This window comes from Rhodobacter capsulatus SB 1003 (assembly GCF_000021865.1).
GTDB lineage: Bacteria > Pseudomonadota > Alphaproteobacteria > Rhodobacterales > Rhodobacteraceae > Rhodobacter > Rhodobacter capsulatus_B.
Map to the genome: position 1 here is coordinate 226,130 of NC_014034.1, position 14,279 is coordinate 240,408.

At 65.9% G+C, this 14,279-nt stretch carries 17 protein-coding genes; 11 read left to right on the forward strand and 6 right to left on the reverse strand.

Annotation, left to right across the window (positions count from 1 at the left end):
- Positions 1-22: 22 nt before the first annotated feature.
- The 3 genes from RCAP_RS00990 to RCAP_RS01000 all read left to right on the forward strand — a co-directional run bounded on the left by RCAP_RS00990 (position 23) and on the right by RCAP_RS01000 (position 3,729).
- Positions 23-1,873, forward strand: coding sequence for an ABC transporter ATP-binding protein (locus RCAP_RS00990; RefSeq protein ID WP_013065937.1), 1,851 nt, complete (start codon positions 23-25; stop codon positions 1,871-1,873).
- 50 nt (positions 1,874-1,923) lie between these two features.
- On the forward strand, positions 1,924-3,147 hold the full coding sequence (locus RCAP_RS00995) for a class I SAM-dependent RNA methyltransferase (RefSeq protein ID WP_013065938.1): 1,224 nt from the start codon (positions 1,924-1,926) through the stop codon (positions 3,145-3,147).
- Between the two features lie 78 nt (positions 3,148-3,225).
- Positions 3,226-3,729, forward strand: a complete 504-nt coding sequence (locus RCAP_RS01000) for a L,D-transpeptidase family protein (protein ID WP_013065939.1) — start codon at positions 3,226-3,228, stop codon at positions 3,727-3,729.
- Positions 3,730-3,792: 63 nt separating this feature from the next.
- Here RCAP_RS01000 and RCAP_RS01005 read toward each other — a convergent pair whose 3' ends face one another.
- Positions 3,793-4,302, reverse strand: a complete 510-nt coding sequence (locus RCAP_RS01005; RefSeq protein ID WP_013065940.1) for a CAP domain-containing protein — start codon at positions 4,300-4,302, stop codon at positions 3,793-3,795.
- A 160-nt stretch (positions 4,303-4,462) separates the two neighbouring features.
- On the opposite strand from RCAP_RS01005, the gene RCAP_RS01010 reads away from it, so the two are divergent.
- Positions 4,463-5,074, forward strand: a complete 612-nt coding sequence (locus RCAP_RS01010) for a L,D-transpeptidase (protein WP_013065941.1) — start codon at positions 4,463-4,465, stop codon at positions 5,072-5,074.
- A 70-nt stretch (positions 5,075-5,144) separates the two neighbouring features.
- Here RCAP_RS01010 and hemH read toward each other — a convergent pair whose 3' ends face one another.
- Positions 5,145-6,200: a ferrochelatase gene (gene hemH, locus RCAP_RS01015; protein ID WP_013065942.1), complete on the reverse strand. Its 1,056-nt coding sequence runs from the start codon at positions 6,198-6,200 to the stop codon at positions 5,145-5,147.
- 97 nt (positions 6,201-6,297) lie between these two features.
- A complete protein-coding gene (locus RCAP_RS01020; protein WP_013065943.1) occupies positions 6,298-7,113 on the reverse strand; it encodes a methyltransferase domain-containing protein in 816 nt (271 codons plus the stop codon).
- A gap of 34 nt (positions 7,114-7,147) precedes the next feature.
- Between RCAP_RS01020 and RCAP_RS01025 the strand changes: the two genes are divergently transcribed.
- From RCAP_RS01025 to RCAP_RS01040, 4 genes are read left to right on the forward strand one after another with little or no spacing between them, the layout of a single operon-like run.
- Complete coding sequence (locus tag RCAP_RS01025) at positions 7,148-7,885, forward strand: ComF family protein (RefSeq protein WP_013065944.1); 738 nt, start codon at positions 7,148-7,150, stop codon at positions 7,883-7,885.
- 32 nt (positions 7,886-7,917) lie between these two features.
- A complete protein-coding gene (grxC, locus tag RCAP_RS01030; protein WP_013065945.1) occupies positions 7,918-8,175 on the forward strand; it encodes a glutaredoxin 3 in 258 nt (85 codons plus the stop codon).
- The gene (locus tag RCAP_RS01035; RefSeq protein WP_013065946.1) at positions 8,175-9,005 is read left to right on the forward strand and encodes a carbon-nitrogen hydrolase family protein; all 831 of its coding nucleotides are present in this window, start codon (positions 8,175-8,177) and stop codon (positions 9,003-9,005) included. Before grxC ends, RCAP_RS01035 begins: the two co-directional genes overlap by 1 nt.
- Positions 9,002-9,442, forward strand: coding sequence for a MarR family winged helix-turn-helix transcriptional regulator (locus RCAP_RS01040; protein WP_013065947.1), 441 nt, complete (start codon positions 9,002-9,004; stop codon positions 9,440-9,442). Before RCAP_RS01035 ends, RCAP_RS01040 begins: the two co-directional genes overlap by 4 nt.
- Positions 9,443-9,652: 210 nt before the next feature.
- Here RCAP_RS01040 and RCAP_RS01045 read toward each other — a convergent pair whose 3' ends face one another.
- The 3 genes from RCAP_RS01045 to RCAP_RS01055 form a co-directional block, all read right to left on the reverse strand.
- A complete protein-coding gene (locus RCAP_RS01045) occupies positions 9,653-10,756 on the reverse strand; it encodes a site-specific DNA-methyltransferase (protein WP_013065948.1) in 1,104 nt (367 codons plus the stop codon).
- Between the two features lie 109 nt (positions 10,757-10,865).
- Positions 10,866-11,501 carry a ribonuclease HII gene (locus RCAP_RS01050; RefSeq protein WP_013065949.1) on the reverse strand — a complete coding sequence of 212 codons (636 nt, stop codon included), beginning with the start codon at positions 11,499-11,501 and terminating at the stop codon, positions 10,866-10,868.
- Positions 11,502-11,577: 76 nt separating this feature from the next.
- Positions 11,578-11,967, reverse strand: a complete 390-nt coding sequence (locus RCAP_RS01055) for a hypothetical protein (RefSeq protein ID WP_013065950.1) — start codon at positions 11,965-11,967, stop codon at positions 11,578-11,580.
- Positions 11,968-12,138: 171 nt separating this feature from the next.
- On the opposite strand from RCAP_RS01055, the gene RCAP_RS01060 reads away from it, so the two are divergent.
- From RCAP_RS01060 to RCAP_RS01070, 3 genes are all read left to right on the forward strand, one after another.
- Positions 12,139-12,420 carry a hypothetical protein gene (locus tag RCAP_RS01060; protein WP_013065951.1) on the forward strand — a complete coding sequence of 94 codons (282 nt, stop codon included), beginning with the start codon at positions 12,139-12,141 and terminating at the stop codon, positions 12,418-12,420.
- Positions 12,398-13,096: a hypothetical protein gene (locus RCAP_RS01065; RefSeq protein ID WP_013065952.1), complete on the forward strand. Its 699-nt coding sequence runs from the start codon at positions 12,398-12,400 to the stop codon at positions 13,094-13,096. Before RCAP_RS01060 ends, RCAP_RS01065 begins: the two co-directional genes overlap by 23 nt.
- Positions 13,097-13,183: 87 nt before the next feature.
- Positions 13,184-14,278 carry a carboxynorspermidine decarboxylase gene (locus tag RCAP_RS01070; RefSeq protein ID WP_013065953.1) on the forward strand — a complete coding sequence of 365 codons (1,095 nt, stop codon included), beginning with the start codon at positions 13,184-13,186 and terminating at the stop codon, positions 14,276-14,278.
- Position 14,279: the final 1 nt, after the last annotated feature.

The window sequence follows — 14,279 nt, forward strand, 5'->3', positions numbered from 1 at the left end:
TTCGAAGCCGAAAGGACTTCCGATGACTGACGCCTTCCTTCCTGCCGAGGGCCCGCCGCCCTCGCGACTGATCCCGTTTCTGCGCTGGTGCATCAACGGCGCCTGGCCCGCCGTGTGGATTGCCGGGGCCGCCTCGGCGCTGGCGGGCTCGATGGAGGTGGGGGCGGCCTGGCTTCTGGGCCTGGTCATCGACTCTGTCGTCGGCGCCGATCCCGCGACCCATGCCGGGCAGCATCTGTGGCTGCTTCTGGCCTTTGTCGTCTTTTATCTGCTGATCCGGCCCGGGGCCTTTGGCCTCTCGACCTGGACGATGAACATGCTGGTGGCGCCGAATGTGATGCCGCAGGTGCTGTCGCGGCTGCACCGCTGGACCATGGGCCATTCGGTCACCTTCTTCGACAACGACTTCGCCGGCCGCATCGCGCAAAAGCAGATGCAGACCGCCCGCGCCGTCACCGATGTCATCGCCGAAGTCATCGGCACGGTATTCTTCGCGCTGGCCTCGATCATCGGCTCGGTGGTGCTTTTGGCCGGAATAGACACCTGGGGGGCGCTGGCGCTGGCGCTGTGGCTGGTGTTCTACCTGCTTCTGATCCGGGCCTTCCTGCCGCATGTGCGGGGGCGGTCCAAGGCGCGGGCGTCCGCCCGGGCGATGGTGACGGGGCAGGTCGTCGACACGATCACCAACATCAAGACGGTGAAGCTTTTCGCCCATGACGATCACGAAGACCGCGTCGCCCTGGGCGCGATGGAAGGCTATCGCAGCGCCACGAAACGGTTCGGCGTCACCACCACCTGGTATCGGCTGAGCCAGATCACCTTTTCGGGCCTGTTGCCGATCCTTCTGGTCGGCGGCGCGATGCTGATGTGGCGCAAGGGCGCCGCGACGCCGGGCGACATCGCCGCCGCGGGGGCCGTTGCCATGCGCATCGCGCAGATGTCGGGCTGGGTGTCGCAATCGCTGATGGCGCTCTGGTCGAACATCGGCGAGGTCGAGGACGGCATGCGCACCCTGACCCCCGCCCATGCGATCACCGATGCCGAAGGCGCGCAGGTGCTGGGCCGGGTGCAGGGCGAGGTCCGCTTCGATCAGGTCAGCTTCGCCTATGGCCGCGAAAAGGGCGGCATCGACGGCGTGGATCTGACGATCAAACCGGGGGAACGCATCGGCATCGTCGGCGCCTCGGGGGCGGGGAAATCGACCCTCGTGGCGCTGCTTTTGCGGCTTTACGACACCGAAAAGGGCCGGGTGATGATCGACGGCACCGACCTGCGCGATGTCACGCAGGAAAGCCTGCGCCGCAATATCGGGATGGTCACGCAGGAAACCGCGATGTTCAACCGCTCCGCGCGGGAGAACATTCTTTACGGTCGCCCCGATGCCACGGAGGAGGAGATGATCGCCGCCGCAAAGGCCGCCGAGGCGCATGACTTCATCCTCGGGCTGGTCGATCACACCGGCAAGACCGGCTACGAGGCGGCCCTGGGCGAACGCGGGGTCAAGCTTTCGGGCGGGCAGCGGCAGCGCATCGCGCTGGCGCGGGCGTTTCTGAAGAACGCCCCCATCCTGGTGCTGGACGAGGCGACCTCGGCCTTGGACAGCGAGGTCGAGGCGGCGATTCAGAAGGCGCTTGGCCGGGTGATGGAGGGCAAGACCGTGCTGGCCATCGCGCATCGGCTGTCCACGATCGCGGAAATGGACCGCATCGTCGTGCTGGATCAGGGCCGGATCGTCGAAGAGGGCAGCCATGCCGAGCTTCTGGCGCAGAACGGGCTTTATGCGCGCTACTGGAACCGGCAGTCGGGCGGCTTCCTTGGCACCGAGGAGGAAGAGGCCGAAGAGCCGCTTCCGGGGATCGAGGCCGCGCAATAGGCTTGGCGGGCGCGGTCCCATCGGCTAAGCGGGCGCAAAGGAGCCCGCCCATGCCATTCACCATCGATCGTCTGTCCCTGCTTGCCGATGGCGTCGCCCATGGGCCTGAGGGCACCGTGCATGTGGCGATGGCGCTGCCGGGCGAGCTGGTCGAGGGGACGGTCGAAAATGGCCGCATCGCGGCGCCGTCGATCGTCACCCCCTCGCCCGACCGGGTGAAGGCGCCTTGCCCGCACTACCGCGCCTGTGGCGGCTGTCTGTTGCAGCATGCCTCGGACGCCTTCGTCGCGGGCTGGAAGGCGCAGGTGGTGGAAACCGCTTTGGCCGGGCGGGGGATTGCCGCGCGCGTTGCCCGGGTCGAAACCTCGCCCGAGTTTTCGCGCCGCCGCGCGACCTTTTCCGGGCGGCGGACGAAGAAAGGCACCTTGGTCGGCTTTCACGCCCGCGCCTCGGATACGGTGGTCGAGGTGCCGCAATGCCGGATCCTGCGGCCGGAACTTCTGGCCGTGCTGCCCGCGCTCAATGCGATGACGGCGGCGGGGGCCTCGCGCAAGGGCGAGGTCGCCTTTGCGGTGACGCTGTCGGAAGCCGGGCTGGAAATCGCGGCCAGGGGCGGCAAGGAGATGGACCCCGCGCTGTTTCAGACCCTTGCCGGGCTGGCCGAGGCGCATGATTTCGCCCGGCTGAGCTGGGAGGCCGAGACCGTCGCCGCCCGCCGTCCGGCGCTGCAGAGCTTTGGCGCCGCCCGGGTCAATCCGCCGCCCGGGGCGTTCTTGCAGGCCACCGCCGCGGGCGAGGCGGCGCTGGTCGATTTCGTGCGCAAAGCCACCGAGGGCGCGGCGCGGATCGCCGATCTGTTTGCCGGTTGCGGCACCTTTGCGCTGCCGCTGGCTGCGACGGCCGAGGTCCATGCCGTCGAAAGCGAGGCGGCGATGCTGGCCGCGCTCGACTGGGGCTGGCGGCAGGCGCAGGGCCTCAAGCGTCTGACCCACGAGGCCCGCGATCTGTTCCGCCGCCCGCTGCTTCCCGACGAGATCGACCGTTTCGACGCCGTGGTGATCGATCCGCCGCGGGCGGGCGCCGAGGCGCAGGTGGCCGAGATCGCGGCGTCAAGCCTGCGCGACCTGACCTATGTGTCCTGCAATCCGGTGACCTTCGCCCGCGATGCCGAGCGGCTGGTGCAGGCGGGCTTTGCGCTGGCTGACGTGATCGTGGTCGATCAGTTCCGCTACTCCGCGCATATCGAGCTTGCGGCACGCTTCCGGCGGACGTAAGGGCTTCGCGCCCGCCCTGCTTTCCGCTAGGATGGGCGCAACGATAACACCAGACTACCGGCAGCACACAGGCACGTCATGCACCGTCGCACGCTTCTTCTGGGGCTTTCCAGCCTCACCCTTCTGGCCGCTTGCGGCGGCGATTCCGCGAAATTCCGCAACTATTCCGGGCCCCGGGTCACGCAGATCCAGGTGTTCAAGCGCAAACGGAAGATGTTCCTGTTTGTCGGCGACGATGTGGTGCGCAAATACAAGATCGCGCTGGGCGGCAATCCGGTCGGCAAGAAGCGCTTCGAGGGCGATGGCAAGACCCCCGAGGGGCTTTACCACATCTCGATGCACAATCCGAATTCGGCCTATCACCTGTCGCTGCGGGTGTCCTATCCGAACGAGGCGGACACGGCCTATGCCGAGGCGCATGGCCGCAAGCCGGGCGGCGACATCATGATCCACGGGCAGGGGCGGAAATACCGCGGCACCCGCGGCGACTGGACGGCGGGCTGCATCGCGGTCAAGGATGACGAGATCGAGGAAATCTTCGCGATGGTGCCGAATGGCACGCCGATCTTCATCTTCCCCTGATCCGGCCCCCGGACAGGCAAAAGGCCCCCGCGGGGGCCTTTTTCGTGTCGGCTGATGCCGGAATTACTGGCCGGTGACCATCGTCCACCAGATCTTGCCCGAGGGCTCCTGATACCAGGAAAAGCCCATCTGCGTTGCCGCCGGGTTCAGGATCACGTCGCGGGTGTCGGCAAGACCCATCCAGGCCGAGAGGGTTTCGGTCTCGGTCTCGTAGGTCTCGGAGATGTTCTCGCCGAGGAACTGGCCCATGAAGCCCGCGCGCTGCACGCGCTGCAGCGGCGAGGACCCGTCCGACCCCCAGTGCCAGGGCCGGTTCTGATCGGCCATGTCGCGAGAATGCCGTTCGGCGGCGGCGGTCAGCGCCGGGTTCAGCGCCACCGGCGCGGTGCCGCGGGCGGCGCGCAGCGTGTTCACGGCCTCGACCACCCGCACCGGGATCTCCTTCGCATCGCCCTTGGTGATGCGATACATCTTCGGCAGCGGCTTGCCATCGGGCCCGATCTGCTCCCCGGAGGTGGTGCAGGCTGCCAGGGCAAGGCTGGCCGAAACAAGCAGGATGGTGGCGCGGATCATGGTTTCCCCTCGGATTTGAGCGGTCCCTTACACCGGCCCGCGCGGCGGCGCAAACCCACAGTTGCGTGAAACGTCACAATGACGCCGGTTTGATTTGCACCTGCGGCGCGGCAGCATTAAGGAAGCGCCCTGAATCGTTTACGCCCACGGAGTTCACCCCATGTCGGATGCGCGCAAGATGCTCGATCGCCGTTCCTTCCTCGGCACCGCCGCATTTGCCGGGGCCTCGCTGGCCGCGCCTGCGGTGCTTGCCCAGGCCCTGCCCGATACCGGCCTCGAGCAACGCGAGGAAACCGCAAACACCAACATGCGGCGCAACATCTCGAGCTTCCGCGAACTTGACTGGAAGCCCTATTTCTCGAACACGAAGAACGGCATCATCCTGGTCGACACGATTTCGCGGGCGCTGCATTTCTGGTCCGAGGACGAGTCGATCTACAAGCTTTACCCGACCTCGGTGCCGGTGTCGGAAGAGCTGACCCGCCGCGGCCGCACCGAGATCATCCGCAAGGTGAAGAACCCGACCTGGTCGCCCACGCCCTCGATGAAGCAGCGCAACCCGGAATGGCCGGATTTCGTCGAAGCCGGTCCGGACAATCCGCTGGGCACGCGCGCGATGTATCTGAGCTGGCAGTATTACCGCATCCACGGCACCCACGACACCCGCAAGATCGGCCGCAAGTCGTCGAACGGCTGCATCGGCCTGTTCAACCAGCATGTCGAGGAACTGTTCGAACTGGCGCAGGTCGGCACCCAGGTCGTGCTGATCTGAGACCCGGATCCTTGGCAAGCCAAAGGGGGCCCGCGGCCCCCTTTTTCATGTCCGGTCGCGGCCGGGCGGATCAGTCGATCCAGCCCGCCAGATTTTCCTCGACCACTTCCAGAAGCGCGGCGATGTGCAGGTCGTCGTCGTTCAGGCAGGGCACATAGGTGAAGCTTTCGCCGCCCGCATGTTCAAACGCCTCGCGGATCTCGCCGTTGATTTCCTCGAGCGTCTCGATGCAATCGGCGGAAAAGGCGGGGGAAATCACCGCGATGTTCTTCTTGCCCGCTTCCGCCAGCTGCACCACATGCTCGACCGTATAGGGGCGCAGCCATTCCTCGGTGCCGAAGACGGATTGAAAGGTGGTGTCGATCGAATCCGGCCCCCAGCCCAGCCGTTCGCGCAAAAGCCGCGAGGTTTTCTGGCATTGGCAATGATAGGGGTCGCCCTCGCGGTGATAGCGTTTGGGCATGCCGTGATAAGAGGCCACCAGCACGTCGGGCCGGGTGTCGAGCGTCGCATAGACCCGCTCGACCGAGCTGGCCAGCGCCTCGATATAGCTCGGCCTGGCGAAATATTCCGGCACGGTGCGGGCGGCGGGCTGGCGTTTCACCTGCATCAGCGCGCGGAAGAACTGGTCGTTCGCCGTGGCCGAGGTGGCGCCCGCATATTGCGGATAAAGCGGCAGGAACAGGATGCGTTCGCAGCCCTGCGCCAGCATGTCATCGAGCACGTCACGGGTGGAGGGGTTGCCGTAGCGCATGCAGAAATCGACCACCACATTGCCCGCGCCATAGCGGGTCTCGACCGCGGCGCGCAGCTTGCGCACCTGATCGCGGGTGATCGTCATCAAGGGGCTTTCGTCGCGCTCCTCGTTCCAGATCGAGCGATAGTTGTTGCCCGAGGTGAAGGGCCGCTTCGACAGGATGATCAGCTGCAACAGCGGCTGCCATTTCCAGATCGGATAGTCGATCACCCGCCGGTCGGACAGGAATTCGTTCAGATAGCGGCGCATCGACCAGTAGTCGGTGGCGTCGGGCGTGCCGAGATTGGCCAAAAGCACGCCGACACGCGGCACCGGCACCGGCGGATGGTCGGCGGGGGCGTGCGGAAGGATGCGGTTGGCAATCGTCATGACGTGTCCTGATGGCTGTCCGGTCCCGGAGGTATAGCTTTTTCATTTGGGGTCAATGAAAAGCTGAACAATATCCTTGCGCAAGGATTGCGCGCCCTTACCCCTGCGGCGTTTTGCCCAGAATTTCGGTCAAGGAACAGGCGGCCGAGCCCGGGCGCAGCGGTTTTTGCTGGCTTTCATGCGGTTTCCAGCCGGTCAGCCAGACCATGTCGAAACTGGCCCGCACGCGGCCCTCGGTGTCGGGGAAATGTTCTGCGTAACGCGCCAGCGCCTGCATCAGCACCGCGCGCGGGGTGAAACTGCGCCGCCGCGCGCTCAGCGCATTCGTCTCGCCCATCGCCCGCAGATCGCGCAACAGCCGCAGCGGATCGCCATAGCTGACCCGGCGCAGCACGCTGTCGGCCACCGGCAGCGCCAGCCCCGCGCGTTGCAACAGCGCCCCCAGATCGCGGATCTCGCCCATCGGCAGCACGCGCGGCGACAGACCGCCGGTCAGCGCCACCTCGGCCTCGGCCAGAACCGCGCGCAGCTCCGACAGGGTCTGGCCGCCGAACAGCACGGCGATGAACAGCCCGTCCGGCCGCAGCGCCCGGGCGCATTGCACGATCTGCCCCACCGGATCCTCGGCCCAGTGCAGGCACATCGCATGCACCACCAGATCATGCGCCCCGGGCGCCAGATCAAGCAGGTCGTCATCCGCCACGACTTTCGCCCCGGGCAGGATTTCCGCCCAGGGTTGTGAAAAATGCGTCACTACAGCCGGAGATGTAAAGGTTCTGTTAACCTCGTTCAGTCTCTCCTGCAGTTCGACGGCGGCGTCGTCGTGCAGGAACAGCTCGGGCCCGAGGGTTCGGGCGCGGGCACGGTGGCGCAAAAGGGCGGTGCGGTCGGTCAGGCGAGGGTCTTGGGTCATGGTCAGGGTGAAAGATAGGGCGGTTCGCCCGCAGATGCCAGACGCGCTGCGCGCGGCCTTGCGGGTGGCGTTGCACACGGTATTTCCGCCGCGCTGCATCTGTTGCGGGGCGGCGGTCGGCTCGGATGACGGGCTGTGCCCGGCTTGCTGGCGCGAGATGTCGTTTCTTGCCGGCACCGTCTGCGATTGCTGCGGCACGCCCCTGCCGGGCGAGGATGCCGGGCCGGTGCTTTGCGACGACTGCCTGACCCGACCGCGGCCCTGGGGGCGGGGGCGGGCGGCCTTTCTGTACGACGGGACCGGGCGGAAACTGGTGCTGCAGCTGAAACACGCCGACCGGCTGGATCTGGTGCCGCCGCTTGCCGCGATGCTGGCGCGGGCGGTGCAGCCGATCCTGCGGCCGAAGATGCTGGTGGCGCCGGTGCCGCTGCATCGGCTGCGGCTGTTGCGGCGCAAGTTCAACCAATCGGCGATGCTGGCGCAGGCCCTCGCGCGCGAGGGCGGGCTGGCCTGCCTGCCCGATCTGTTCCTGCGCACCCGGGCCACGGCGGCAATGGAGGGGATGACCCGCGCCGAACGGCGGAGCAATCTGGACGGCGCCATCGCGGTCAATCCGAAATATCGGGACCGGATCAGGGGCAGGCAGCTGCTGGTGATCGACGACGTGCTGACCTCGGGGGCGACGCTGGAAGCCACGGCCGCGGCGGCTTTGGCGGCCGGCGCCGCGGGGGTTTCGGTCGCGGTTCTGGCCCGCGTTGCGCGCGACGGCTGAACCCCTTACGTTGGGGACAACAAGGAGCCCCCATGAAACGCGTCGAAATCTACACCACCCGCACCTGTCCCTATTGCCTCGCCGCCAAGGAGCTGCTGACCACCAAGGGCGTCGCCTTCGAGGAAACCGATGTCGGCGCCGATCCGGCCTTGCGGGCGGCGATGCGCGACCGGGCGAACGGCCGCCATACCGTGCCGCAGATCTTCATCGGCGGCGTGCATGTCGGCGGCTGCGATGACATCCATGCGCTGGATGCCGCGGGCAAGCTTGATCCGATGCTGGCAGAGTGATGCGCGCCGCTCTGGTCCAGCTTTCGGTGACGGATGATCCGGCGGCGAACCTGCCGGTGACGGTCGATTTCATCCGGCAGGCTGCGGCAGGCGGGGCGGGCTTCGTGCTGACACCGGAATGCACCAATCTTCTGTCCTCGGACCGCGCCTTGCAGCGCGCGGTGCTGGCGCATGAAGACGAGGATGCGACGCTCTCCGCCCTGCGCGCCGAGGCGGAGCGTCTGGGCATCTGGTTGCTGATCGGCTCGCTGGGGCTGAAGACCCATGACCCGGACGGCCGCTTTGCCAACCGGTCGTTCCTGATCGGACCTGCCGGGCAGATCGTCGCCCGTTACGACAAGATCCACATGTTCGACGTCGATGTCAGCCCGACCGAGCGCTATCGCGAATCCGAGGCTTATCGCCCCGGGACGAAGGCGGTCCTGGCCGAGGCCGGTTTCGCGCGGATCGGCATGGCGATCTGTTATGACCTGCGCTTTCCGCAGCTTTTCCGCAGGCTCTCGCAGGCGGGGGCAGAGGTGCTGACCCTGCCCGCGGCCTTCAATGACACCACGGGCGCGGCGCATTGGGAAAGCCTGATCCGGGCGCGGGCGATCGAAAACACCTGTTTCGTGCTGGCCCCGGCGCAATGCGGCACCCATGCGGCGCACGCCGGAAAACCGCGCCGGACGCATGGCCACAGCCTCGCCGTCGCGCCCTGGGGCGAGGTGCTGGCCGATGGCGGCACGGAGCCCGGGGTGACGCTGGTCGATCTCGATCTTTCCCGCGTCGCCGAGGCCCGCGCCCGCGTGCCCTCGATCACCCATGACCGCGGGTTTGACGGCCCATGAGCGATCCGACCGACCCGCTTGCCGCCGCGCTCTTCGCCGAGGTCTTCATGGCCGATCAGCTGGCGCGCAACGTGGTCAGCCGGGCGCTGCCGAAGGGGATGGAGATTTCCCACTTCTCGGTCTTGAACCACCTGGCCCATATTGCCGAGGAACGCACGCCCGCGCAATTGGCCGCGACCTTCCACGTCACCCGCGGCGCGATGACCAACACGCTGTCGAAACTGGTCTGGGCGGGGCATGTGCATATCCGCCCCGATTGGGACGATGCGCGGCGCAAGTTCGTGGCGATCTCGCCCGCGGGGCGGCAGGCGCGGGATGCCGCGCTGGCCTCCTTCATGCCGGTGATTGCCGATGTGGTGCGCGACATCGGCGCCGACAAGGTCCGCGCCGCCTTGCCCGTGCTGCGCGAATTGCGGCTGCGGCTCGAGGAAAGCTGAAGCCGCGGAACGGGGGGCTTTCCGCCCCGCACCCCCCGGGCGTATTTGCACCAAGAAAAAGCGAACGGGTTTCTTCTTGGGAAAAATACGCCCCTTTTTCTTGGCTCAAATACGCAGTCTTCACATCAAAAAGGCCCCGCCGAACGAACGGCGGGGCAAGGTCGTGCCTTGGACGCATCGTCCAGACACCGGCGGTAACCGTTTGATCTTTCAGTTCATCTCGGCGCGGATCTGTTGGCGCAGAAGGTCGATCGGCACCATCTTGCCGTCGCGCTTGAAGTGCCAGTAGGTCCAGCCGTTGCAGCTGGGCGCACCTTCGAGATGGGCGCCGACCTGATGGATCGAGCCCTTCACGTCATTGCCGACCAGCGTGCCATCGGCGCGGACCTTCGCCTTGAAGCGATTGCCGATGGAATACAGTTCCTCGCCCGGGCGCAGCATGCCGCGTTCGACCAGCTGGCCAAAGGGCACGCGCGGCTCGGCGCGTTTCGAGCCGGTGATCTCCAGCGCCTCGCGGTCGAATTTGCGCACCTTGTCGATGCGCTTGCGGGCGGCCTCGCGATAGGCTTCCTCGCGTTCGATGCCGATGAAGTCGCGGCCGAGCATCTTCGCCACCGCGCCCGTCGTGCCGGTGCCGAAGAACGGATCGAGCACCACATCGCCCGCATTGGTCGTGCCCAGGATGATCCGGTGCAGCAGGCTTTCCGGTTTCTGCGTCGGATGCGCCTTGTCGCCCGCGTCGTCCTTGAGCCGCTCGTTGCCGGTGCAAATCGGCAGCACCCAGTCCGAGCGCATCTGGATGCCCTCGTTCAGCGCTTTCAGCGCCTCGTAGTTGAAGGTGTATTTCGCGCCTTCGGATTTCGACGCCCAGATCAGTGTCTCATGCGCATTGGTCAGCCGCTTGCCGCGGAAATTCGGCATCGGGTTCGACTTGCGCCACACAACATCGTTCAGGATCCAGAAGCCCTGGTTCTGCAGCTCGGCGCCCAGACGGAAGACGTTGTGGTAAGACCCGATCACCCAGATCGCGCCGTTCGGCTTCAGGATGCGTTTCGCCGCCGCCAGCCAGTCGCGGGTGAAAGTGTCGTAGTGATCGAAGCTGCCGAACTGGTCCCAGGCGTCATCCACCGCATCGACCTTGGAATTGTCCGGCCGGTGCAGATCGCCGCGCAATTGCAGGTTGTAGGGCGGGTCGGCAAAGATCAGATCGACGCTTGCCTCGGGCAGGCGGTTCATCACGTCGATGCAGTCGCCCGCAAGTATTTCATTGAGCGGAAGCGCCGCCTGCGGCTTCCGCGTCTCGGATTTGCTCATGTCTGCCTCATTCTGCCCGTTCGGGTCTTGCCCTTGGGTCGCCAGCTTGTGCCGGTCTGTGCCTGCAAAAATGAGTCAAAGATGAATCGTCGTCAATTTCTTTTTTGAATCAACGGGTTACAGAAATGTCTTGGCACAAGATGTTGTGCACGGGCTTGAAGGAACGCCTATGAACGGGGGTGACCCCAAGATCTAGAAGCGCCTGCAGATGGTCCCGGGTCGGGTAGCCCGCGTTCCTCTCCCAGCCATAGCCCGGGTATTGTTGCGCCAAATCCACCATCAGCGCATCGCGGATTTCCTTGGCCAGGATCGAGGCGGCGGCGATCGAGACCGACCTCGCATCGCCCTTCACGATCGCCTCGGCCGAGATCGTCAGCGCCTTCGGCAGCCGGTTGCCGTCGATCAGCACGTGATCGGGCGGGGTTTTCAGCCCTTCGATGGCGCGGATCATCGCCAGATGGCTGGCCTGCAGGATGTTGAGCGCGTCGATTTCCGCGACCGAGGCATGGGCAACGGACACGTCGGCCGTGGCGGTGATCTGCGCCACCAGCGCGGCGCGGCGTTTCGCGGAAAGCTTCTTCGAATCATTCAGCCCCTCGGGGAGGCAGGAAAGATCCAGCACGACGGCGGCGGCGGTGACCGGGCCGCAGAGGGGGCCGCGGCCGACCTCGTCGACGCCGGCGATTCGGGTGAAGCCGCGGGCCAGTGCGGCCTGTTCAAAACGGGTGTCGGGGGCGGTGCTCATGGCCCCGGTGTGGCGCCTGATGGCGCGGATGGCAACGAAAAAGGCGCGAGGTTTCCCCCGCGCCAGATCGTCCGGTTCAACGGTTGTGGTAGTAGCGCCAGTCATCCGGGCCCCAGACCTGCGGCGGCGGACGGCGGTCACGGCGATGCCCGCGCCGGTCATCGCAGCCGGGGGAATGTTCCTCGATCCGGCGGCCATGGCGGTCGTACCAGATCTCGACCCGGCAATCGTCGGCGCGGCGATAGTCGCGGTCATCACGCCTCGGCGGCTGCGGCGGCGGGCGGTGGTCGCGGCGGGATTCGCTGCCATCGGCGATGGCGGCCAGCACGCCCAGACCGACAATCAGGCCCAGCGCCGCCCGGTCGCGGTCGTTCATGGCGCTGGCGGGCGTGGCCGAGATTCCCGTCAGCGCGACGGCACCGGCAAGCACGGCGGCGGTCAGGCGCGGGAAGGCGAAGGCAGTCATGGCAGGGATCCTTTGAAGGCGGGCCGGGTTCGCAACGGCCTGCGGTTTGCCTGGTCCAACCATGGGGGCCGCCCCCGCCGCAGCGCAATATCAGCCCCGTGTTATCCGATATCCGCGGCGAAAATCCCTTTGGTTCTTGCATGTCACGGCCCGCCCGGGCAGCCTGCACCCATGATGAGACCCCTGTTCCTTGCCCTTCTGCTTCTGGCCGCCGCCCCGGCGCAGGCGCAATGTTTCGCCTCGTGGAAGGCGAAGCAGGATGCGCCCCTGCGGCTAATCTATGGCGTGTCCGAAGTGCCCGATGCCGCCTGTTCGAAGAAAGCCGCCAAGGCGGAGCTGGCGCCGCGTCTGGCGGCGGCGGGCTGGACGCTGCTGACCGTCGTTTCGGTCTTCGGCCCCGAGGGGCTCGCGCAAAGAAAGGACAGTTCCGGTGCATTCTTCCTCCGTTACTGAGGGGCTGAAGACCGGCTCGCGGGCGCTGATCTGGGGGGTGGTGGCGATCGGTCTGGCCCTGGCTTCGGCGGCGGCCTTCCTGTTCCTGTCGCTGCCCGACAGCAATGCCTTCGATGCCCGGGTCGAGCAGATCTTCGTGCAAAACGACGTGCTGACGAACCCGACGCAGCTGCGGCTCTTGGAGGTGCTGGCGCAATCGTCGAACACATTCGCCGACATGCTGCATTCCTATCGGGTGATCATCTTCATCCTCTTGGTCTTTGCCATGGTGCTGATGGTGGCGGCGCTGGTGCTTCTGGTCGTCATCCTGGGTCTGAACCGGCGGATGAGTGCCATTCAGCGCGCCGGGATCGAGGTGCAGAGCCTGCGCATCCTGCGCGCGGAAAATGCTGTGATGCTGAATGACATGGTTTTCACCCTGACCCCCGCGGCGATCGAGACGCTCGCCGTTCTGGCCGAGGCGCGGATGGACGACGAATGGCTGACCGGCGCACGGATCGAATCGGTGATTTCAGGCCGTCCCGAGGGCGATTGCGAGGAAGCCGCCGGGGCCACCCGGATCAAGCGGCTGCGCGATGCCTTGGGCAATGCGCTGGTGTCGGAACTGCTGGTGAGAAATGTTTCACGAAAGGGTTACACGCTCGGCGTAGCGAAGGAGCGGCTGCGGGTGGACTGACCCCTTGGCCCCGGATCCGCGAATCCTGTTGCGCGGGGGGGGAGGGGGTCCTATATCGCGGCTTCACTTTCGCGCGGGGGGGAGCCCATGATTCCGACGCCCTTCTATCTGATCGACGAGACGGCGCTTTTGCAGAACCTGCAAAAGATCGACCTGTTGCGCGAAGCCTCGGGGGCCAAGGCGCTGCTGGCGCTGAAATGTTTCGCCACCTGGTCGGCCTTTGACATCATGCGCCCGCATATGGATGGCACCACCTCCAGCTCGCTTTACGAGCTGCGTCTGGGGCGCGAGAAATTCGGCAAGGAGACGCACGCCTATTCGGTGGCCTGGTCGGATCGCGAGATCGACGAGGCCTGTGCCTATGCCGACAAGATCATCTTCAATTCGGTGGGCCAGCTGACCCGTTTTGCCGAGCCGTCGCAGGGCATCCAGCGCGGCGTGCGGCTCAACCCGCGGTTCTCGACCTCTGGTTTTGACCTTGCCGATCCGGCGCGGCCGTTTTCGCGGCTGGGCGAATGGGATGTGACGAAGCTTCTGGGCGTTGCCGATCTGATTTCCGGCGTGATGATCCATTACAACTGCGAGAACCGCGATTTCGCGCTGTTTGATGACCAGCTGGGCCGGATCGAACGGGAATTTGCGCCGCTTCTGGAAAAGCTCGACTGGGTCAGCCTGGGCGGCGGCATCCATTTCACCGGCGAGGGCTATCCGCTGGAAGAGCTTGCCAAGCGGCTGAAAACCTTCTCGGATCGCTTCGGCGTGCAGGTCTATCTGGAACCCGGCGAAGCCTCGATCACCAAATCGACGACGCTTGAGGTCACGGTTCTCGACCTGCTCGACAATGGCAAGCAACTGGCCATCGTCGACAGCTCGATCGAAGCGCATATGCTTGATCTGCTGATCTACCGCGAAAGCGCGAAGCTGCCGCAGGAGGGCGATCACGCCTATCAGATCTGCGGCAAGTCCTGCCTTGCGGGCGACATCTTCGGGGAAGCGCGGTTCCCCGCGCCGCTGAAGGTCGGTGACCGCATCTCGGTTGCGGATGCGGCAGGCTACACCATGGTGAAGAAGAACTGGTTCAACGGCGTCAACATGCCGTCGATCGCGATCAAACGCGCTTCGGGCCAGATCGATCTGATCCGCGAGTTCACCTACGAGGATTACCTCTCATCCCTGTCCTGAG